18 protein-coding genes are annotated in these 20,257 nt (G+C 68.4%); 11 read left to right on the forward strand and 7 right to left on the reverse strand.

Annotated elements, in window-relative coordinates; translation table 11 throughout:
* Positions 1-65: 65 nt before the first annotated feature.
* The gene (dinB, locus tag RKE25_RS04155) at positions 66-1,124 is read right to left on the reverse strand and encodes a DNA polymerase IV (RefSeq protein ID WP_311842323.1); all 1,059 of its coding nucleotides are present in this window, start codon (positions 1,122-1,124) and stop codon (positions 66-68) included.
* Positions 1,125-1,362: 238 nt separating this feature from the next.
* Between dinB and RKE25_RS04160 the strand changes: the two genes are divergently transcribed.
* The 3 genes from RKE25_RS04160 (at position 1,363) to RKE25_RS04170 (ending at position 5,697) form a co-directional block, all read left to right on the forward strand.
* Positions 1,363-2,046 (forward strand): type 1 glutamine amidotransferase domain-containing protein, encoded by a 684-nt coding sequence (locus RKE25_RS04160; protein ID WP_311841006.1) that lies wholly within the window; start codon positions 1,363-1,365, stop codon positions 2,044-2,046.
* Between the two features lie 97 nt (positions 2,047-2,143).
* Positions 2,144-3,475, forward strand: coding sequence for an amino acid permease (locus RKE25_RS04165; protein WP_311841007.1), 1,332 nt, complete (start codon positions 2,144-2,146; stop codon positions 3,473-3,475).
* A 71-nt stretch (positions 3,476-3,546) separates the two neighbouring features.
* A complete protein-coding gene (locus RKE25_RS04170; protein WP_311841008.1) occupies positions 3,547-5,697 on the forward strand; it encodes a beta-agarase in 2,151 nt (716 codons plus the stop codon).
* 616 nt (positions 5,698-6,313) lie between these two features.
* Here the strand turns inward: RKE25_RS04170 and RKE25_RS04175 are convergent.
* The 3 genes from RKE25_RS04175 to RKE25_RS04185 are packed head-to-tail and all read right to left on the reverse strand — an operon-like array spanning position 6,314 to position 8,113.
* Complete coding sequence (locus RKE25_RS04175; RefSeq protein WP_311841009.1) at positions 6,314-6,721, reverse strand: hypothetical protein; 408 nt, start codon at positions 6,719-6,721, stop codon at positions 6,314-6,316.
* Positions 6,718-7,209, reverse strand: a complete 492-nt coding sequence (locus RKE25_RS04180; protein WP_311841010.1) for an Mpo1-like protein — start codon at positions 7,207-7,209, stop codon at positions 6,718-6,720. The genes RKE25_RS04175 and RKE25_RS04180 overlap by 4 nt, the downstream gene beginning before the upstream one ends.
* Before the next feature lie 7 nt (positions 7,210-7,216).
* On the reverse strand, positions 7,217-8,113 hold the full coding sequence (locus RKE25_RS04185; RefSeq protein WP_311841011.1) for a phosphoribosylaminoimidazolesuccinocarboxamide synthase: 897 nt from the start codon (positions 8,111-8,113) through the stop codon (positions 7,217-7,219).
* A gap of 145 nt (positions 8,114-8,258) precedes the next feature.
* Here RKE25_RS04185 and RKE25_RS04190 point away from each other — a divergent pair, with 145 nt between their 5' ends.
* The 6 genes from RKE25_RS04190 (at position 8,259) to RKE25_RS04215 (ending at position 14,556) form a co-directional block, all read left to right on the forward strand.
* Complete coding sequence (locus RKE25_RS04190; RefSeq protein ID WP_311841012.1) at positions 8,259-8,561, forward strand: c-type cytochrome; 303 nt, start codon at positions 8,259-8,261, stop codon at positions 8,559-8,561.
* Positions 8,558-9,367: a co-chaperone DjlA gene (gene djlA, locus RKE25_RS04195; RefSeq protein ID WP_311841013.1), complete on the forward strand. Its 810-nt coding sequence runs from the start codon at positions 8,558-8,560 to the stop codon at positions 9,365-9,367. The genes RKE25_RS04190 and djlA overlap by 4 nt, the downstream gene beginning before the upstream one ends.
* Before the next feature lie 121 nt (positions 9,368-9,488).
* Positions 9,489-10,157, forward strand: coding sequence for a ribulose-phosphate 3-epimerase (gene rpe / locus RKE25_RS04200; RefSeq protein ID WP_311841014.1), 669 nt, complete (start codon positions 9,489-9,491; stop codon positions 10,155-10,157).
* A gap of 689 nt (positions 10,158-10,846) precedes the next feature.
* Complete coding sequence (locus RKE25_RS04205; protein ID WP_311841015.1) at positions 10,847-11,599, forward strand: hypothetical protein; 753 nt, start codon at positions 10,847-10,849, stop codon at positions 11,597-11,599.
* Positions 11,600-11,720: 121 nt separating this feature from the next.
* Entirely contained in the window at positions 11,721-12,410 is a 690-nt protein-coding gene (pdsR, locus tag RKE25_RS04210) for a proteobacterial dedicated sortase system response regulator (RefSeq protein ID WP_311841016.1), read from the forward strand.
* Positions 12,411-12,528: 118 nt separating this feature from the next.
* Positions 12,529-14,556 carry an ATP-binding protein gene (locus RKE25_RS04215; RefSeq protein ID WP_311841017.1) on the forward strand — a complete coding sequence of 676 codons (2,028 nt, stop codon included), beginning with the start codon at positions 12,529-12,531 and terminating at the stop codon, positions 14,554-14,556.
* A 149-nt stretch (positions 14,557-14,705) separates the two neighbouring features.
* Here RKE25_RS04215 and RKE25_RS04220 read toward each other — a convergent pair whose 3' ends face one another.
* Positions 14,706-15,842, reverse strand: a complete 1,137-nt coding sequence (locus RKE25_RS04220; protein WP_311841018.1) for a hypothetical protein — start codon at positions 15,840-15,842, stop codon at positions 14,706-14,708.
* Between the two features lie 162 nt (positions 15,843-16,004).
* On the opposite strand from RKE25_RS04220, the gene trpE reads away from it, so the two are divergent.
* On the forward strand, positions 16,005-17,480 hold the full coding sequence (gene trpE, locus RKE25_RS04225; RefSeq protein WP_311841019.1) for an anthranilate synthase component I: 1,476 nt from the start codon (positions 16,005-16,007) through the stop codon (positions 17,478-17,480).
* A gap of 29 nt (positions 17,481-17,509) precedes the next feature.
* Positions 17,510-18,205 carry a hypothetical protein gene (locus RKE25_RS04230; RefSeq protein WP_311841020.1) on the forward strand — a complete coding sequence of 232 codons (696 nt, stop codon included), beginning with the start codon at positions 17,510-17,512 and terminating at the stop codon, positions 18,203-18,205.
* 41 nt (positions 18,206-18,246) lie between these two features.
* Here RKE25_RS04230 and RKE25_RS04235 read toward each other — a convergent pair whose 3' ends face one another.
* A complete protein-coding gene (locus RKE25_RS04235) occupies positions 18,247-18,807 on the reverse strand; it encodes a hypothetical protein (protein WP_311841021.1) in 561 nt (186 codons plus the stop codon).
* Positions 18,808-18,824: 17 nt separating this feature from the next.
* Positions 18,825-20,255, reverse strand: coding sequence for a DUF2235 domain-containing protein (locus tag RKE25_RS04240; RefSeq protein WP_311841022.1), 1,431 nt, complete (start codon positions 20,253-20,255; stop codon positions 18,825-18,827).
* Positions 20,256-20,257: the final 2 nt, after the last annotated feature.

A 20,257-nucleotide genomic window follows, 5' to 3' on the forward strand; every position in this document is an offset into this window, starting at 1 on the left:
CGGCGAGGCTGGAAGACGCGCAGCGTAGCCGATCCCGGCGTAGCGCAGCAGTGGCGCGCGCCCGGTCAGCCGTGCTCGAACAGGTCGCCCTGGGCCACGAAACTGTCCTGCTCGACGAAGCCCGAAAGGCCCACGCCCACGAGGCGGTAGCGGCTTTCCGCCGGGCGCTCGACGCGGGCGCGCAGCGCGCAGGCGAGGTCGGCCAGTTCCGCCGCGGAGGCGGGACGGACCGAAGGCGTGAGGCTGCGCGTCAGCGTGTGGAAGTCGGATGTCTTTAGCTTCAGCACCACGGTGCGGGCGACGCGGCCGTGGTTGCCCGCGGCCTCGCGCTGGTGCGCCGCCCAGGTCTTCTCGGCGAGGCGGCGGATGTGCGGTTCCAGCTCGTCCAGCGTGAGATCGCTTTCGAACGTGTCCTCGGCCGATACCTGCAGAGTAGGGCGGTCCGGTTCCACCGCGTGATCGTCGATGCCCAGCGAGAGTTCGTGCAGGCGCCGGCCCCAGCGGCCGAAGCGCTGTTCGAGATCCGCCGCCGCGAGCGCGCGCAGTTCGCCGACCGTGGCGATGCCCATCGCAGTGAGCTTGCCCTCCATCACTTTGCCCACGCCGGGCAGGCGGCCCACCGGCAGCGGCGCGAGGAACTCCAGCACCTGGTGCGGACGGATCACGAACAGGCCGTCCGGTTTGTTCCAATCCGAGGCGATCTTGGCCAGGAACTTGTTCGGCGCCACACCCGCGGACGCCGTGAGCTGCGTTTCCTCGCGGATCGCAGCGCGGATCGCTTCGGCCGTGGCGGTGGCGGAAGGGAGTGCGGTCCTGGCGGCGGTGACATCGAGGTAGGCTTCGTCCAGCGATAAGGGCTCGATCAGGTCGGTATGGCGGGCGAAGATTTCGCGCACCTGCCGCGACACCGCCTTGTAGCGGCCGAAATCCGGCGGCACGAAGATCGCCTGCGGGCACAGCCGCTCGGCGCGTACCGCCGGCATCGCCGAACGCACGCCGAACTTGCGCGCCTCGTAGCTCGCCGCGCACACGACCGAACGCGCACCACGCCAGGCCACCACCACCGGCTTGCCGCGCAGCGATGGGTCATCGCGCTGTTCGACCGACGCGTAGAACGCGTCCATGTCGATGTGGATGATCTTGCGCGGGGTGGAGGACACGAACGGAGCGCGGACGGAATCGGGCGTGGAGGGCCGCCAGAGTTAAGCACGGAACCGGCCTGGCTGCCCGATTCTCCATCTTGGCTGCCCATTTCTGCGAAAGGCCAGTGCGGCCATTGAATGCCGGCCCGGACGCCGCACATCACGCGTGCTTACCGCCCGTCCTGCCAGGATGGGCGGTGCTTACCCGAGGAATGTTTCCATGAAGATCCTGATGGTGCTGACGTCGCACGACCAGCTGGGCAACACCGGCCGCAAGACCGGGTTCTGGCTGGAGGAATTCGCCGCGCCGTACTACGTGTTCAAGGACGCCGGTGCCGACGTGGTGCTGGCCTCGCCCAAGGGCGGCCAGCCGCCGCTCGATCCGAAGAGCGATGCGCCGGACGCGCAGACCGAGGCCACCCGCCGTTTCCGCGCCGACGCGAAGGCCACGGCCGCGCTGGCCGGCACGCTGCCGCTGGCCGAGGCGGCCAGGGCGCCGTACGACGCCGTGTTCTATCCGGGCGGTCACGGCCCGCTGTGGGACCTGGCGGAGGACAAGGCTTCGATCGAGCTGATCGAACGCACCTATGCCGCCGGCAAGCCGGTAGGTGCGGTCTGCCATGGCCCGGGCGTGTTCCGCCATACTCGGCACAAGGGCGAGCCGCTGGTGAAGGGGTTGCGCGTCACCGGTTTCACCAACGGCGAGGAGGCCGCGGTGGGCCTGACCGACGTGGTGCCGTTCCTGGTCGAGGACATGCTCAAGGAACATGGCGCCGAGTATTCGAAGAAGCCCGACTTCCAGCCCTACGCGGTCACCGACGGCAACCTGGTGACTGGCCAGAACCCGGCCTCGTCGGTGGAGGCGGCCAAGGCTGTGCTGGCGCTGCTGCGCGCCGAAGGCTGACATGCGGCGCGGAACGGCGCACGCCTCCGGCCGTTCCGCGCCCTAGCCCACCGGTCACCGACCACACGCGCGTCCATCCCGGGTATCGTCGGTCCCCATGACCGACACTTCTTCTTCCTACCTCCGCCGGCTCGGTACCTGGGACGCCGCCGCCATCGTGATCGGCGGCGTCATCGGCGGCGGCATCTTCCGCAGCGCATCCACGGTGGCCGAGCGCACCGGTTCGGGCTGGGAGCTGCTCCTGCTGTGGGCGATCGGCGGCCTGCTCACCCTGGCCGGCGTGCTGTGCTACGCGGAGCTGGGCGCACGGCGCCCGCAGGCGGGCGGCATCTACATCTACATGCGCGAAGCCTTCGGCCAGCTGCCGGCGTTCCTGTTCGGCTGGACCATGGCGCTGATCAACTATCCTGGCAGCGTTGCCGCGGTGGCGCGGACCTTCGCCGACTATTTCTGCGCCGCGCTGGGCCTGCCGCCCGAGTGGGCGGGCGCCATCGCCGCCGCGGCGATCGCCTTCATCGTGGGCGTGAACCTGTTCGGCATCAAAGCCGGCTCGCGCATGCTCAACCTGTTCACGGTGCTGAAGCTGGCGGCCATCGCCATGCTGGTCGCCGCCGCGCTGGTGCTCGTGCGCGGGCATCTCGGCACCGTGCTTGGGCCGGACCCTGCGCGGCAGGCGGGACCATGGGATTTCCTCGGCGCCTTGCTGCCGGTGCTGTTCACCTACGGCGGCTTCCATTACCTCAACGATCTGGCCGGCGAAGTGCGCGAACCGCAGCGCACCTTGCCGCGCGCGCTGGGGCTGGGCCTGGTCACTGTGGTGCTGTGCTATCTGCTGGTGAACTTCGCCTACCTGGCAGGCCTCGGCCATGCGGGCCTGGCCGCCAGCCATGCGCCGGCGGCGGACCTGATGCGCCAGCTGTTCGGCGAGGCAGGCGCGCGCGTGATGGCCATCGGCATCGCCTGTTCCACCTTCGGTTACTGCAGCATCGCCATCGCCGGTGGCGCGCGCGTGCTGCAGACCATGGGCGCGGACGGCATGTTCTTCGGCGCCGTGGGCCGCATCGACGCGACGACCCGCGCGCCGCAGGTGGCGCTGGCGGTGCTGGGCGGCTGGGCTATCGTGCTGGTGCTGTCCGGCACCTTCGGCCAGCTGCTGAACTACACCACGGTGGGCGAGTGGCTGTTCCACGCCTTCGGCATCGCCACGCTGTTCTGGTACCGGCGCCGCTTCGCCGCGGAATCGGCGCCCTACCGGGTGCCGTTCTATCCGGTGCTGCCGCTGCTGTTCGTGCTGACCGTGCTGGGCGTGATCGCGGCCACCACGCTGGACTCTCCGGGCGATGCCGGCATCAGTCTGCTGCTGGTACTGGCGGGCGTGCCCGTCTACTACGCGTGGCGCGCCTGGCGCGGGCGCCGTGGGCTGACCTGAGCGCGTAGGCGCTCCTCGTCACCCGCGCGGGCTGCATACTTTTGCCACCTTTTCCGACGAGGAAGGCGCGCATGATTCGATGGCATCGGTTGGCAGCGTGGGGTGCGGCCTGGGTCATGGCCTGGGTGGGCGTGGCTCCGGCGGCGGCCGGCAAGTTCAGCGCCGACTTGGCGCAGCCTTCGCCGCGAACGACGCTGGCGCAAGTGACCCGCGCCGATCGCCAGGTGCGCGATGGCGACGCGGTGCTGCAGGCCTACGTCTTCCAGCCCGCCGACGCGCCGCGCCTGAGCGCGGCCCCCGCATCCGGCGCGTGGGACTGGCAGGACCAGGGCGAACTGCATCTGCGCGTACAGAACGGCATGGATTGGGCCGTGACCTTGCGCATCGACATCGAAGGCGCATCGCCGGAGCAGGCGCTGCACGCGACCGTGGGCGTGCCGGCCGGCCCGCCGCAGACGGTCGTGGTGCCGTTGCATGCCGTCTCGCCGCGCATGCAGGGCATGCAGGTCGGTCCGCCGATGCCGTACGAGGCCCGGGGCGAGCGGCTGCTGGTGGCGACCACCGTAGAGGGGCAGCTCGATCTGCACCGCGTCGCCGCGATACGCATCGGCGTGCCCAAGCCGGGCGCCGCGCAGACCCTGCTGTTCGGCCGGGTCGAGACTGTGCCGGGCGATGCCGCGTGGCGCGATGCATATACCGCCATCGTCGACCGCTACGGCCAGTACACGCGCGGACAATGGCCGGAGAAGATCGACAGCGACGAAGCGCTGCGCGCGGCGCAGGCACGCGCCCAGGCGGAGCTCGCTACGACGGCGCGCACGCGCCATGACCGCTACGGCGGCCGCCTGGACCTCAAGCCGTTCTCTGCCACTGGCTGGTTCCGCGCCGAACGGCGCGACGGACGCTGGCGGCTGGTCACGCCGGAAGGACATGCCTTCTTCTCGCTCGGCGTGAACGCGGTGGCCACCGACCAGCGCAGCTACGTGCAGGGACGCGAAGAGATGTTCGTGGACTTGCCGCCGGACCAGGGCGCATGGCGCGATTTCTACGGCAGCGGCGACAACCGCAGCGCCGATGCGGCCGCGGCCGCGGGCATGGGCTACAACCACGGCCGCTGGTTCGATTTCTACGCCGCCAACCTCTATCGCCTCGATGGCGCGAACTGGAAGGCCGCCTGGGGTGCGCGCGCCATGGCCCGACTGCAGGCCTGGGGCTTCAACACCGTGGGCAACTGGAGCGACGACGTGCTGGCGAACGCCGGCGCGCACCGCATGGCATACACGCGTTCCATCGAAGTGGCGGGCGTGTTCGGCAACGTTTCCAGCGGCTACGACTATTGGGGCCGCATGCCCGACCCATTCGATCCGCGCTTCGCCCTGGCAGCGGAGAAGGCCGCGGCGAAGGCTGCCGGCGCGGCGCGCGACGATCCCTGGCTGCTCGGCTACTTCGCCGACAACGAATTGCCGTGGGCCGGCACCGGACCGCAGGGCCGCTGGGGGCTCGCGCTGGGCACGCTGCGCGGCGAGGCGCGCAGCGACGCCAAGCAGGCCTTCATCGCGGCGCTGAAACGCAAGTACGGCGAACCGGCGAAGCTCGCCGCTGCCTGGGGCATCCAGCTTCCGGCATGGGACGCGATGAATGCGACCGGCTACGCGGCGCCGCTGCCCAGCGAAACCTATCCGGCCATCGCCGCCGACTACAGTGCATGGCTGCGGCAATACGCCGACCAGTATTTCCGCATCGTCACCGAAGCGCTGCACCGGCACGACCCCCATCACCTGTTCCTCGGCGCCCGCTTCTCGGTGAACACACCCGAAGCGGTGGCCGCCTGCGCGCGCTACTGCGACGTGATCAGCTTCAACGCCTACGCCGACGTGCCCCAGCACGGCGTGGACATGGCCGCGCTGGCGAAGCTGGAAAAGCCGGCGATGCTGACCGAATTCCACTTCGGCTCCGACGACCGCGGGCCATTCGGCAAAGGCGTAGTGCCGGTATGGAACGAAGCGCAGCGAGGCGAAGCCTATGCGCGCTATGTCCAAGCCGCGGCACAGGATCCGAACATCGTCGGCGCGCACTGGTTCGAGTACACCGATCAACCCGCCAGCGGGCGCATCCTCGATGGCGAGAACTCGCATGTGGGGTTGGTTGGTATCACCGACATACCGTTCAAGAGCTTTGTCGATGCGGTGCGAAAGGCGAACGAGGAAGCGGCCGGGTGGTGAGGATGGTGAGCAGCGCTGCGTGGTTGGCTGTTAAAGGCGGGGAATCGTAGTCGCGAGCCCCGCCCCTCATCCCGCCTTCTCTCCCACGGGGACTACCTTCGGGTCGCCCGGAGGGGAGAAGGAGAAGTGCGGTACCGCGGCAAGGAGCCGATGACAAAGTAAGAGCGAGCGAAGCGACGCTCCGAATGCTCTTGATCTGCCGGGTTCCCTTCGCGGCGGTGAGGGCTGGACGATCAGGCCCGCGAAGCGGGGCGGGGACAGGGACGTCCCCGCCTTTTCGATCAGGGCAGGATGCCCTGTCGAAAAGCCCGGCCAGCCCTCAACGCACCCGCAGCAGCGAAGGCTGCGGAGGGCGCCGCGCAGGGGGCCCTTCTTCTTGGTTACTTCTTCTTGGGCAAGCAAGAAGAAGTAACTCGCTCTCCGGCAGGAGAGCGAAACCCTCGCCCCGCACGGGGCGAGACCAGACTGGCGATGCACTCGCGACAACCGAGCGACCTTCCGGCCTACGCCGGAATGACGAGCCTGTGATGGCGAGGCCAGAAACAGGCCCTCTCCGGCGAAAGGGTAAGGCCTCCCACAAGGGCGAAACCACCTCGCAAAAGAACACCCAAAAGGTTCAGCCGAACAAACTCGTCCCCACCCCAAACACCACCAACATCACCACCGCAACCACCAAACAAGCACTCGTCGGCTTGATCCGCCGCGCATCCACCCGCGGCACCAGCCGCCACAACAACCCCACACCCACCAACATATCGAGCACCAGAAACGCCCGCCAGCCAAAGGCTTGCAGCAGCACCCGCGGATCCGCGTGCGCACCCTGCTTCATCAGCGCGGCGCCACCGACAATCACGCTCAGCAGCATCCACAGCAGGCACGCGAGGTAGGCGCGGTTGAACACCACGTTGCAGCGCTCGATCCAGCGCAGCACCGCCCACGCGATGATCGCCACGAACAGTGCGCCGATGCTGCTGTAGAGCACCCACCACAGCAGGCTGCTCAGCAGGACGAGAAAGGTGTTCATGCCGGTTCTTCTCCCAGGCCGAGGCGGCGCAGCAGCTTGTCCATCAGCCAGGCGGGACCGACCAGCAGATAGGAGAGGTCGGTAAGAAAGCTGGGGCGGCGGCCTTCGATCGCATGCCCCACGAATTGACCGACCCAGGCCAGCGCGAACACGGCCACGGCACTCCAGCGCAGCGCGGACGGGCCCAAGGTGCCGAACAGCCAGGCGGTGAGCAGATCGAGCAGCACGAACGCGACGAACATCGCGCCACCCAGCCGACGCGAATGTTTCCAGTACCACGCGAAGGCGAGCACCTGCGCGCCCACCGACCAAAAGCCCGGGCGGCCGAGCAGGGCGGGCACCGGTAGGGTCCACAGCAGCGCGATCGCGCTCCACAGGATCAGCGGCACGCACATTTCGTGCAGGCGCTGGTTGGTCGGATGCTGGTGATCGCCGGCGTAGCTGTCCAGCCAGTCGCGCATGCCGTTACGCGCCGAGTCGGGTCGCATTGCGAATTCAGTTCAGCTCGATGCCGGCGAGGCGGCGCAAGGCCTCGGCATATTTCGCCTCGGTCTTCGCGATCACCTCGGCCGGTACGTGCGGGCCCGGGGCCTTCTTGTTCCAGTCCAGGGTTTCCAGGTAATCGCGCACGAACTGTTTGTCGTAACTCGGCGGGCTGATGCCGACCCGGTATTCGTCGGCCGGCCAGTAGCGCGAAGAATCGGGTGTGAGCATTTCGTCCATCACGTACAGCTTGCCGTTCTCGTCGGTGCCGAACTCGAGCTTGGTGTCCGCCAGGATGATGCCGCGCTCGGCCGCATAGGCGGCCGCCCACTTGTAGATGGTCAGCGTGGCCTCACGGACCTGCTCGGCCAGGTCGGCGCCCACGGCCGCGACCACCGCGTCGAAGCTGACGTTCTCGTCGTGGTCGCCCACGGCGGCCTTGGTCGACGGGGTGAAGATCGGCGCCGGTAGCTGCTGCGCCTGCTTCAGGCCCGCGGGCAGCTGGAGGCCGCAGACGGCGCCGGTAGCTTGGTAATCCTTCCAGCCGGAGCCGATCAGGTAGCCGCGCGCGATCGCCTCGACCGGCACCGGCTTCAGGCGGCGCGTGACCACGGCGCGCTTCTCGTAGAGGGCCAGGTCGGTGCCCGCCGGCAGCACTTCGCTCAGCGGCGTCTGCAGCAGGTGGTTGGGCACCAGGTGTTCGGTCTTGCCGAACCAGAAGTTGGAGATCTGCGTGAGCATTTCGCCCTTGCCCGGGATCGGGTCGGGCAGCACCACGTCGAAGGCGGACAGGCGGTCGCTGGCCACGATCAGCAGGCGGTTGCCGGGCAGCGCGTAGACGTCGCGCACCTTGCCGCGGTGGAGCAGCTCCAGGCCGGGAAGATCGGATTGCAGCAGGGTGGTCGGCACGGCAGGCTCCTGGAACGGGCGGGAGAGGGCGAGCCCGGTATTGTAGCGGCGGAGGGACGCGGGTCGCCGGATGGCCGGGTCGCATCGAAGGGGCTGCTAGAATCGGCGCCTTTAACCCTGCCGCCCACCACCTTACGTGTTGCCGATGCGCATCGTCCTGACCGCGGTACTCGTCTTACTCGCCAGCCAGTCCGCCTTCGCCGCCAAGCCCGCGCGGCTAGGCCTGTGCGCGGCCTGCCATGGGGAGACCGGCATCGCGCAGATCCCCGGCGCCCCCCATCTGGCCGGGCAGAAAGCCGACTATCTGCGCGAGGCGCTGCGGCAGTACCGCGACGGCCGGCGCAAGGCGCCCATCATGCAGGCCGCGATCGGCCCGGTGAGCGAGTCGGACCTGGACGAGCTGGCGCGCTGGTACAGCGAGCAGGCACCGGTCAAGGCCCAGCCATGAACATATCCTGGACCCTGCTGCTGGCCTTCCTGGGCCTGGTGTTCGGCCATAGCGGTGCCGCCATGGTGGTCGGCGGCGTGCTCGGCTTCGTCATCGACAGCATGCGCCAGAGCCAGCGCCGCCGGGCACCGGCCGCGGGCGGCTACATCGGGCCGCTGTTCGCGCTGCTCGGCGCGGTGGCCAAGTCGGACGGCCGCGTGTCGGAGGCGGAAATCGCCATCGCCGAGCGGCTGATGTCGCGCATGGGCCTGGACCCGGAGCAGCGCCAGCAGGCGATCGGTGCCTTCAATGCCGGCAAGCAGCCCGAATTCGACGTCACCCCGGCGATCGACGGGCTGCGCCAGTGGGTCGGCGTACGCCGCGACCATGCCTTTCCCGTGCTGGACGTGGTGATCGATACCGTGCTGGCCGAGGGCAATCCGCCGCCGGAAAAGATGGCCATCCTGCGCCAGCTCGCCTTCGCGCTGCGCGTGAGCGACATGGAGCTGATGGCGCTGATGGCGATGAAGGGCTATGCCTGGAACGCCGGCGCCGGTTACCGCGGCCAGGGTTACGGCAACGGCCATGGCGGCGGCTACGTCCCGCCGCAGCGCAACGCCAGCGGGCCGGATCCGTATACCGTGCTCGGCATCGAGCGAAGCGCGGACGATCGCGCCGTGAAGCGCGCCTACCGCAAACTGATTTCCGAGCACCATCCCGACCGCCTGGGCGACCTGCCCGAGGACATGCGCAAGCGTGCCGAGGCGCGGGCCAGCGAGATCAACGCGGCATACGAGCGGATCAAGGCGGAACGAGGCTTCAAGTGAGCGCAGAGGCGGTCGCCTCCCTGCAGCTCCGCTGGGCCTGTGCCGCCGGCTTCGGCGTATCGGCGAGTCCTAGGCTTCGCGGCTGCTAGGCTTTTTTCGGTCCTATCGGATTTCATCTCCCATGAAACAACCCAACGTCATCGCCCCTTCGATTCTTTCCGCCGACTTCGCCCGCCTCGGCGAAGACACCGCCAAGGCCCTGGCCGCCGGCGCGGACTGGGTGCATTTCGACGTGATGGACAACCATTACGTGCCCAACCTGACCATCGGGCCGATGGTGCTCAAGGCGCTGCGCGATTACGGCGTCACGGCGCCGATCGACGTGCATCTGATGGTCAAGCCGGTGGACCGCATCGTGCCGGACTTCGCCAAGGCGGGCGCGAGCGTGATCAGCTTCCACCCCGAAGCGAGCGAGCACGTGGATCGCACCATCGGCCTGATCAAGGACGCCGGCTGCCAGGCCGGCCTGGTGTTCAACCCGGCCACGCCGCTGAATTGGCTGGACCATGTGCTGGACAAGCTCGACCTGGTGCTGATCATGTCCGTCAACCCGGGCTTCGGCGGGCAGAAGTTCATCCCGCACGCGCTGGAGAAGCTGCGCGAGGTGCGCCGGCGCATCGACGAGAGCGGCCGGACGATCCGGCTGGAGATCGACGGCGGCGTCACCGCCGACAACATCGGCGCGATCGGCGCCGCGGGCGCGGACACCTTCGTGGCGGGCTCGGCCATCTTCAATGCGCCGGACTACGGTGCGGTGATCCAGGCGATGCACGCCCAGCTCGCCAAGTAAGCGCTGGCTGGATAAAACCCGGAAATAAAAATCCCGGCGCAGGGGAAGCGCCGGGATAAGACGTCGGAACGACGTTTAGAGGAGACCACGCTGGCTGCACCCGCCGCTCCTGCGTGTTCCACGGCAATGGATTCGGGTGCCGCCGCAAGTTCTGACAGATCATTCCCCATTTGGTTCCTGCCTGACCGCCGTTATTTCCTGCGGACAAAAAAGCCCCGCGAGGGCGCGGGGCGGAACTCGCCGTCCGAGGGACGGAGGGGCACGGCAAGCGAGCGGCCAGCGGTCAGGGCGGCGTCCTTGCCCTGGCGGCCGGCGCGATTCCCTTCGCGCCGGTCGCCCCATGCCTTCCACGGCAGCTCACAGAGGACGGTCTTTCGCGGCTAGTGGATGCTCATTACCAGGCCCAGCAGCAGGGCGCCCAGGGCGAGCACCACGCGCAGGGGTTCGAAGTCACGCAGTTCGGCGTTGGGATCGAGGTCGGTCTTGACGGGCTGGGTCATGGCAGTGGTCCGGTTGCAGTGGCGCCTATGGGACTGCCGGCGGGAGTGTGCAACCGGTCTGCCTTGAGCCGCCTTTCGGTCAACTCATGGCGAAACGGTGGCAGTGCGTGCTTGGGCAGAGGTTTATAGTCCGCAACGCCTCGCCGCCCATCGGCGCCGCGAACTGTTCTCAAGGAAAGGAGAGCCAGCATGCACGCCTATGCAATGAAGGTTGGGATCGCCGCCGTTCTCGCGGCGTGGTCCTGTTCCATCGCAGCCTTGCCCCTGGCGCCGGCCGGCGCCGGCGGCGACGATCCGCAGGCCAGTTCGCTGGAAGAGGCGGCGAACATGCCATGCCCGCCCGGTCTGGAACGGTTCGTGCCGGGCGTCTACTACTACTGTGTCGGCGCCCGCGACCTGGCGCGCCATAACGACGGCCGCGGCCGGGAAATGCTGGAACTGGCCGCGGCCTGGGGCAGCAAGCCGGCGCAGCTGACGCTCGGCGTCGGCTACTTCAAGGGCGACGCGATGCCGCTGAACCGTCCGCTGGGATTGGCGTGGCTCGGGCTGGCGGCGGAACGGCGGGATCCGGCGTATGTGGCCATCTTCAAGTCCGCCTGGGACAAAGCCGGCCCGGAAGAGCAGGCGCGTGCGCAAGCCCTCTGGCAGTCCATGCGCCCGAAGTACGGCGACGAACACGCGGCGCATCGCGCTGAGCGGCGGTACCGGCACGAGCGCTGGGAGCTGGTTCGCAACGAAATCTACGGCGCGCGAGCCTGCATCGCCGGCATAAACGTCGGCCAGGTGGTGCGGTCCGAAGGCGTGGGTGGCCCGGATTGCATCGGCTCCTCCAGCGTCACCCTGGCGGCGAAGAAGATCGATGTCTACGCCGATAGCCTGTTCGACGGCTGGAGCGGCCATGTGAGCGTGGGCCAGCTCGAACCGGTGACGCCGGCGAAGTGATCCTGGGCCAAAGGCGCCGACAGGGCGCCATCTGGCAAAACGCGGGCATGAAGAGCACCAGCCTTGCGCGGCGATGGCCCGCATAGCACGCTGCGCGCCATCGCCTCAGGAGAACCGCCCCATGGGCCGCAGCATCGCCATCGTCGAAGACGAACCGTTGATCCGCGCCAACTACGTCGAGGCGCTCAACCGCTTCGGCTACGACACGCGCGGCTATGGCTCGCGCCAGGAGGCCTCGAGCGCATTCGCCATGCGCCTGCCCGAGCTGGTGATCATCGACATCGGCCTGGGCGACGAGCCGGAAGGCGGCTTCGACTTGTGCCGCGAGCTGCGCGCCAAGTCGGCGACGCTGCCGATCATCTTCCTTACCGCGCGCGATTCCGACTTCGACGTGATCTCCGGCCTGCGCCTGGGCGCGGACGATTACCTCAGCAAGGACACCAGCCTGCACCAGCTGGCGGCGCGCATCGCGGCGCTGTTCCGCCGCATCGAATCGATGAAGGCGCCGGCCTCCAGCGAGACGGTGATCGAGCACGGCCCGCTCAAGCTCGAATCCGAGCGCATGCGGATCACCTGGAACGATGAGGAAATCCCGCTCACCGTCACCGAATTCTGGATGGTCCACACCCTGGTGCGCTTCCCCGGCCACGTGAAGAACCGCGACCAGCTGATGCGCGAAGCCGAGCTGGTGGTGGATGACGCCACGATCACCTCGCACATCAAGCGCATCCGCAAGAAGTTCATCGCCGTGGCGCCGGACTTCGACGCGATCGAGACGGTGCACGGCGTGGGTTACCGCTGGCGTCCCTGAGCGCCAGCGGAGCTGAAGAAGCGTCGCTCCGACACGGCGGCGCCGTGCCCGTTCAACGCGCGCGGCCTGGCGTTGGCGGCCGCTATGCTTGGCTCCTGCCTTCCCGCACCCACTCTGCATGACTCTCCGCCGCAAGCTTCTGCTCGTCGCCCTCTGCACGCTGGCCCTGCCCGTGGCCGGCTGGCTGTACGTGCGGCAGATGGAGACACTGCTGCGCGAAGGACAGGCGCAGGCCCTCGCCGCATCGGCGCGTGCGGTGGCGCGCAGCCTGGTGGCGACGCATGCGCCGTTGCCGTCGCCCGGACCGGGCTGGTACGTGCAACAGGCGGCCAATCCGATCACGGTGGACGGCTACGGCGACGACTGGGCCCCGCTCACCCCGTGGAGCCAATCCCTGGGCAAGCGCGGCAAGCTGCTGCTGGCCGAGGACAAGGACTGGCTCTATCTCTACGTCGATGTACGCAGCACCCACCGCACGCGTGCCGACGCGGCGGATGCCAACGCGCTGGCGGCGGACCATCTGGTGCTCGGGCTGCGCAAGGACGGTCAGCTCCGCCGCTATCTGCTGGCCAGTGCGGCGCCGGGACCGGTCACGGCGCGTCCGCTGGATCCCCCTGCATCGGGCTTTCCGGAACTCGTCGTCGCGCAGTGGCAGGAAGACGGCAGCGGTTATCGCGTGGAACTGCGCCTGCCGCGCAGCCTCGGCCTCGACGGGCTGGGCATCGGCGTCTACGACGCCGCGGCGCCCGACGCAGACCCGCAGGCCGCCGAGATCCGCCCGCTGCTGGGCTATTCCGCCGGGCTCTCCAGGGAACTGGCACAGCTCGCGCCCGATGACGTACGCGCCCGCGTGCTCGCCCCGCAGGGCTGGCTGCTGGCGCGCAGCGGCCGCCTGGGCAATACCGCGGCGCCGGCCGGCGGACAGCCGGGCTGGTTCGCGTCCCTGGTCTATCGCTCGCTGCTGGCCAATCAATTGGAGGATGCCGAGCCGTGGACGGACGATGCCCCGCGGCTGGACGTGCGCGAGGTGAACGAAGCCGCGGGCGGCGAACCGGCAACGCTCTGGCGGCAGGGCGAGGCGCGCGGCAGCGTGGTGCTCGCTGCCGCCGTGCCGGTGCAGCAAGGCGGCAAGGTGCAGGGCGTGCTGTTGCTGGAGCAGTCCAGCCGGGCGGTACCGCTGCTGGCGAACCGCGCCCTGCTGGGCTTGCTGGCCACCAGCTTCGGCGTGCTGCTGGTGGCCGGCACGATCCTGCTGGCCTTCGCCACGCGCCTGAGCTTCCGCCTTTCGCGCCTGCGCGATGCGGCCGAACGCGCCCAGGCCAACGACGGCCGTCTGGACGGCCAGATGCTGGCGCGCTTCCCGATGACCGATGCGCAGGACGAGATCGGTGACCTCGCGCGCAGCTTCGAGCGGCTATTCGAGGTGGTCGGCGGTTATACCGACTATCTGCGCACGCTGGCCTCCAAGCTTTCGCATGAACTCAATACGCCGCTGGCGATCGTCAAATCTTCGTTGGACAACCTCGAGCACTCGCTGGCCGATCGCGATGCGCTGCCGCCCGACGCCGCACCCTACCTGGCGCGCGCGCGCGATGGCGTGGCCCGACTGGGCACGCTGGTGCGCGCAATGAGCGAGGCCAGCCGCATGGAGCGGGCCATCGCCGCGGCGGAGCCGGAAGACGTGGATCTCGCAGAAGTCGTGCGCGGCTGCGCCGAGGCCTACCGTCCATTGGCCGGCACGCGCCATCTGGAGTGTGTGCTGCCGGAAGGGCCGCTACGCCTGCACTGTGCGCCGGAGCTGATCGCCCAGGCATTGGACAAGCTGTTCGACAACGCCTTGTCGTTCACTCCCGAGGACGGCTGGATGCGGCTGAGCCTGCGCGCTTCCGGCGACGGTGCAGAGATCGAACTGGCCAATCAGGGCGAGCCGCTGCCGGCCGCCATGCAGGGGCGCCTGTTCGATTCGCTGGTAAGCCTGCGCGACAAGGCCCGGCCTGGCGATGTGCCGCATCTGGGGCTGGGGCTCTACGTCGTGCGCCTGGTGGCCGAGCGTCATCATGGCCTGGCGTCGGCGCGGAATCTGGAAGACGGCAGCGGCGTGGCTTTCACGCTGCGCCTGCAGGGCATGCCGCGCCAGCGGCTGTGACCTCCCGCGGCGAACGAACTCGTCGTCTAGTGGGGAAGAACGCGGCAGGCATGGGACTTCTCGGGGCCTGAAAGAGCGAAGATGCTTTCGCCTGTCCCTAGATCACACGCCCGTTCCGCCGTGCGTGTCGCGAGTGGGACCAGGGCGGATCAGCGCTGCACCATCCACCCGCCCGCGCCATGCAAGACTTCCACCTGCCGTATGGATGGCGTGCCGCACGTGTCTCCCTTGCAGGGCACCAGCGTGACGCTCAGGTGCTGGTCGTCGTTCAACTGGAAGTCCGCGAGTTTCGCGCTGGCCGCGCTCACCGCGCTCTCGAGCGCGGTGCCGACGAACACGCCGCCGCGGAATACGTAGAGCTGCAGACTCTCCGGCTGGCAGGCGCGGTCGAAGCTTGCGGCCGCTTCGGCGACGTAGGTGTCGCCCTTGCGCTGCGCGCGGCCGGTCAGCAGGCGCTGGCCACCGGTCAGCAGGAAACGGTCTTCGTCGCCGCGCGGGGAGGGCGCCGCGGCCACGCAATGGCCGGCGTCCGCGCTGTTGATGGGGGCGTCCTCGTCTTCGTCGGCGAACTCCAGCGGCTGCAGCGGACGCGGCACATAAGGCTGGGCGACGGCCGGCGCCGGCGGGCCCAGCGGACGCTGCAGCCACATCGCCAGGCCTACCGCGCCGACTAGCAGAGCCGCCACCGCCCAGGCGCGTCCGGGCGCGCCGGGCCGCCGCATCAGCGCCAGCAGCGTGATCAGGGCGATCAGCAGCGCGAGCGGTGCGAGGACGTGCCAGGCCAGACTCAGCACGGCGAGTACGGCCGCGCCGATCGCCCAGCCGGGCAGGGGCCGGCGCGTGGGGGGCGGCGTGGCCGGTTCCGGCGTGCGGTGCGGGCCTTCGACGGGAAGCGGCGGTGGCAGCCCGACGTTCGCTGCCGACGGTGTCCACGGGAACCATTGCTGTCCGCCATCGTGGCACCACTGGTCGCCTGCCTCGGCATAGCGCGCCAGCGCGGATTCGGGCAGCGGGCCGCGGATCTGCCCGTCCCGCAGCAGCCATACCAGCGGAGCATCGTCCGGCACGGCATGTGCCTCTACGCCCATGGCCTCCAGCTGCGCGGCCTGCGCTTCCGCGGCGCCGGCATCCAGACCGCGGCGGATAAGCAGCGGCGCGCGCTCGAACACGCGTTTGCGGAAATCCGCGCCTTCCATGCCGAAGGCTTCGGCCATGCGTGCGTGCGCGGCCTCCGGATCCTGCCCCTGCAGCAGGCGGCCGGTGAGCACGAGGCAGTACTGGTCCATATCGGTTCCCCGGGCGCCGGATGCCGCGCCGATGCGCCCAAGGGTAGGCGCCGCGCGGGGATGCCACAAGCGCGGGCGGGCGGCCCCTTCGGTTCGCCGGGCCGCTGTGCCTACAATGGCCGCCTTGCACGCTTTCCGCATGGCTTCCCGGATCCCCACGACGTGATCTCTCGAGAGCAATTCGACGCGCTGGCCGCCCAGGGGCACACGCGCATTCCGCTGGTGCGCGAGGTGTTCTCCGACCTCGACACGCCGCTGTCGGTGTACCTCAAACTCGCCGACGGCCCGTATACCTTCCTGTTCGAGTCCGTCGAGGGCGGCGCCACGTGGGGACGCTATTCGATCATCGGCCTGCCTGCGCGCCGCGTGTACCGGCTGCGCGGCCACGAACTGGAAGTGGAAGACAGCGGCGAAGTCACCGCGCGCCGCCGGGTCGAGGATCCGCTCGGCGAAATCGAGAAGCTTCGCCAGCAGTACGACGTACCGCGCCTGCCGCAGCTGCCCGCCTTCAGCGGCGGCCTGGTGGGTTATTTCGGCTTCGAGACCATCGGCTACATCGAGCCGCGCCTGGCGCGCTGGGACCGCGCCGACGAGCTGGGCACGCCGGACGTGCTGCTGATGCTGGCCGAGGAAGTCGCGGTATTCGACAACCTCAAGGGCCGCCTGTACCTGATCGTGCACGCCGATCCGTCGCAGCCGCATGCCTATGCCGAAGCGCAGCGTCGCCTCGACGCACTGGTGTACCGCCTGCGCCAGGGCGGTGCCTCGTACCCGCAGCTCACGCAGTCGGTGGCGTTGGACGAGGGCGATTTCAAATCCTCCTTCACCAAGGAGGAGTTCGAGGCGATGGTGGAGCGCGCGAAGGAATACATCCGCGCGGGCGATATCTTCCAGGTGGTGCCGTCGCAACGACTGAGCGTGGGGTTCAATGCGCGCCCGGTGGACGTCTATCGCGCGCTGCGCGCGCTCAATCCTTCGCCGTACATGTATTTCGTCGATCTGGGCGACACGCAGATCGTCGGCTCCTCGCCCGAGATTCTCGCGCGCCTGAAGGACGGCAAGGTAGTGGTGCGCCCGCTCGCCGGCACGCGCAAGCGGGGCGCCACGGAGGACGAAGACCGCGCGCTGGAAACCGAGCTGCTCGCCGACCCCAAGGAACGCGCCGAGCACGTCATGCTGATCGACCTGGGCCGCAACGACATCGGCCGGATCAGCGAGACGGGCAGCGTCGAGGTGAGCGAGTCGTTCGTCGTGGAGCGCTACTCGCACGTCATGCACATCGTGTCGCAGGTCGAGGGCAAGGTGCGCGAGGGCGTCAATTACATGGACGTGCTCAAGGCCACGTTCCCGGCGGGCACGCTCAGCGGCGCGCCGAAGATCCGCGCGCTGGAGATCATCCAGGAGCTTGAACCCTACAAGCGCAACATCTATGCCGGCGCGATCGGCTGGATCGGCTGGTGGGGCGACGCGGACACGGCCATCGCCATCCGCACCGCGGTGATCCAGGACGGCCGCTTGCACGTGCAGGCCGGCGCCGGCATCGTGTACGACTCCGACCCCACCGCCGAGTGGGAAGAGACCATGAACAAGGGCCGCGCGCTGTTCCGCGCGGTGGCGCAAGCGGCCAAGGGCCTCTGACGCCGGAAGGGAAGACAAGGGAACGTATCGTGAATCCATCGATTACGCGCTACGGCATCGTCGCGCTGCCGCTGCTGTATTCGCTGACCGCCTCCGCGCGCGAGCCGGTGGACACGCGCTGGCCGGACGACCCGTACAGCCGCATGAAGGCCATGGCGATGCTGCAATCGCTCAACGCCGACCTGCTGAGCCATCCCAGCGCCACGCTCACGCTGGAGCGCTGGTGCGGCACGCACCACCTGGCCCATGACGCCAAGGTGGTGGCACGCGTCGTCAAGGGCGCGGACAAGCCGCTGCCGGAAAGCGCGCGCGAGCAGCTGGGCATCGCGGCCGAAGAGCCGGTCCGCTATCGCCAGGTGCAACTGGTCTGCGGCGGTCTGGTGCTGTCCGAAGCGGACAACTGGTACGTGCCCTCGCGGCTGACGGAGGCGATGAACCGCGAGCTAGACGAAAGCGACACGCCGTTCGGCAAAGTGGTGCAGCCGCTGCACTTCCGCCGCCAGACCCTGGCCGCGGAGCTGCTGTGGTCGCCACTGCCGGCTGGCTGGGATGCGGGCGTGTCGCTGCCTGCGGCTACGCATCGCCCGCTGGATATTCCGCCGCACGTGCTGCAGCACCGCGCGGTCTTGGTCGATGGGGACAACCGGCCTTTCAGTCTCGTGGTGGAGAGCTATACGGCAAACGTCCTGGCCATGCCTTCCTCGTTGCTGGCGCCGACGCCCTAGGCTTCTTCAGGCGTCCGGGCCTTTGCCCGGTGCCTGCCTGCTCAGCGGCGTGATTCCTGCGCCTGGTCCAGCCTCACCCAGCGCTTGCCGTCCACGCGCGCGCAGATGCCGTCCCCGCAGGGGGCGAGATTGCCATTGGCAATGGCAGCGTTGATCTGCCCGGCCCACTTCGCGTTCACTACTTCGGTGCGCGCCTGCATGGTCGCGTAGACCGCCGCGCCCATCACCGCGAGCGAACCGATGGCACAGGCGACGAACGCCTTCCAGGCGGTCGCCGTATGCAGGTTCCCGGCCACGCTGATGCGCCGCTGCAGATCGGCGGCGGCATTGCGCACGTCGAGCATCGCGGACTCCAGTTCCTTCTCCGCCTGCGCCAGCGGCGCGCGCAACCCCTGGCTGAGCGTGGCGCCGGCCGCCTGCCGGAACTCTTCCACCGCGCGGCTGGACACCTGCTGGGTGACCTGGCTGACGTTCTGCGCGGCCATGCGGATCGTCTCCGCCGCCTGCGCGTTCTGCTGCACGACCTTGTCGCCACGCGTCTCGAAGCTGTCGACGAGCATCGACAGCTTCACCGCCATGGCCTTGATATCGTCCTGGGTCATGTTCGCCTCCATGATGCTCAGCGATGCATCGCCGGCCCCTGGGCCTGCTGTGGTGCCTGCGCCTGCTGCTGTGCATGCAGACTCGCCTCCTGCGCCTGGCGTTCCTGGGCGGCCAGCTGCTGATTCGCCTGCTGGCCTTGGGCGAGGAGAGCCTGACCTTCCGGCGATTGGGCGTAAGCCTGGGCGACCTGCTTGGACGCGGCATCGTTCTTGTTCGCCGCCGCGGCGCAGAGCGTCTCGAACATGTCGTTGGTGGAACTGCCGACCGTAATCGGATGCGCAGGCGTGTCCAAGAGACCTTGGGTCTGAGCACCGCGGCGTACCGGCTGTCGCTCGAACTGGGCGCTCAATGCTTCGTCACGGGGCTCGGCGTTATAAGGATCGGACACCTTGTTCCGATCGTTACGTGGCACCAGCAGCTCGTTGTAGCCATCCGGCGTGGTCCGGTCCACCTTGCGATCGATGCGGTAAAGCAGCATGCCTTCCTCGGAGCGATGAACCACGTTGAGGCGCGGATCATCGGGCTCCATGCCTTTCTGCAGGAATGGCTTGTCGCTCAGGGCGTTGAGGTAATCGATCATCAGGTTGCCACTGCGTATCCCCAGCCCATCGCGGTGATAGCTGCCACCGATGTCCGAATGCGCACCAGCCACGGTAACCCCAAGGAATCGTCCATCCGGCGAGAGGCCGGGATCGATGATGTGGTCGGACTTGAACTTATTGCGGCGTTCGTCTTCGGCGATGATTTGGAAGCCGGAAATCACCGAGGGAGGCGGGCGGCGGTCGCGATCTTCGGGGCGGCCGGTGTTGACGGCGTCGAAGAGGGCTTCGACTTGCGGGGTCTGGCCTGGGGCGACGAGATAGCGAGAGTAGGAGAGTCTTTCACGGCCTTGCGCATCGATGGTCACCTGTTCGCTGGTCGGATCGACGATCCCTCGTTCGTGCACCAGTCGAGCAAAACCCGCAGCCTGTTCTGCGCCGCGACTGAATCCCATGTTGGCAATACTTATGTCGACGTTGGGGTCAGCGTCCCGCCACTCCTTGGCCTGCTCGACGAGCCTGCTGTACATCTGCTCGAGGCGCCGGTCGTACGTTGCGCCTGTCATGCCGTCCCACAGGCGCGGAATGAGATAGTCCTGAGTGCCAGGGCCTGCGACGTAGCCTACTTGGATACGGTCGTCGCCGAGGCGTTCCACCAGATCGTTGATCTTTGCGACATTGGTGGCGTGCTCCGGGTCCTTGTTCTTGTCGTTTCCCGTGCCGTCAAAGGCTGCGATGAAGAGTTTCTGGTGTGGATTGTCGCTGTGTATCAGTACGGGAGCTTGGAAGTTTGCCAAGGCACTTCCAGCATCCGTATAGGTCTGCAGACGTTTCGAATCAGCCGGGTAGTAGTTGACTCCATCTTCGAGGATGCCATCCGATCCCTGCTTGTGCTTTTCGTCGCTCATCC

Source organism: Dyella sp. BiH032, from assembly GCF_031954525.1.
GTDB lineage: Bacteria > Pseudomonadota > Gammaproteobacteria > Xanthomonadales > Rhodanobacteraceae > Dyella_D.

Bases quoted from the DNA above. Each gene is read 5' to 3' on its own strand.
- RKE25_RS04220 (WP_311841018.1), bottom strand. From the start codon at position 15,842: ATGGACCAGTACTGCCTCGTGCTCACCGGCCGCCTGCTGCAGGGGCAG.
- rpe (WP_311841014.1), top strand. From the start codon at position 9,489: ATGAAACAACCCAACGTCATCGCCCCTTCGATTCTTTCCGCCGACTTC.
- RKE25_RS04170 (WP_311841008.1), top strand. From the start codon at position 3,547: ATGATTCGATGGCATCGGTTGGCAGCGTGGGGTGCGGCCTGGGTCATG.
- RKE25_RS04235 (WP_311841021.1), bottom strand. From the start codon at position 18,807: ATGACCCAGGACGATATCAAGGCCATGGCGGTGAAGCTGTCGATGCTC.
- RKE25_RS04160 (WP_311841006.1), top strand. From the start codon at position 1,363: ATGAAGATCCTGATGGTGCTGACGTCGCACGACCAGCTGGGCAACACC.
- djlA (WP_311841013.1), top strand. From the start codon at position 8,558: ATGAACATATCCTGGACCCTGCTGCTGGCCTTCCTGGGCCTGGTGTTC.
- RKE25_RS04180 (WP_311841010.1), bottom strand. From the start codon at position 7,209: ATGCGACCCGACTCGGCGCGTAACGGCATGCGCGACTGGCTGGACAGC.
- RKE25_RS04215 (WP_311841017.1), top strand. From the start codon at position 12,529: ATGACTCTCCGCCGCAAGCTTCTGCTCGTCGCCCTCTGCACGCTGGCC.
- pdsR (WP_311841016.1), top strand. From the start codon at position 11,721: ATGGGCCGCAGCATCGCCATCGTCGAAGACGAACCGTTGATCCGCGCC.
- RKE25_RS04165 (WP_311841007.1), top strand. From the start codon at position 2,144: ATGACCGACACTTCTTCTTCCTACCTCCGCCGGCTCGGTACCTGGGAC.
- RKE25_RS04205 (WP_311841015.1), top strand. From the start codon at position 10,847: ATGCACGCCTATGCAATGAAGGTTGGGATCGCCGCCGTTCTCGCGGCG.
- RKE25_RS04175 (WP_311841009.1), bottom strand. From the start codon at position 6,721: ATGAACACCTTTCTCGTCCTGCTGAGCAGCCTGCTGTGGTGGGTGCTC.
- dinB (WP_311842323.1), bottom strand. From the start codon at position 1,124: ATGGACGCGTTCTACGCGTCGGTCGAACAGCGCGATGACCCATCGCTG.
- RKE25_RS04190 (WP_311841012.1), top strand. From the start codon at position 8,259: ATGCGCATCGTCCTGACCGCGGTACTCGTCTTACTCGCCAGCCAGTCC.
- RKE25_RS04240 (WP_311841022.1), bottom strand. From the start codon at position 20,255: ATGAGCGACGAAAAGCACAAGCAGGGATCGGATGGCATCCTCGAAGAT.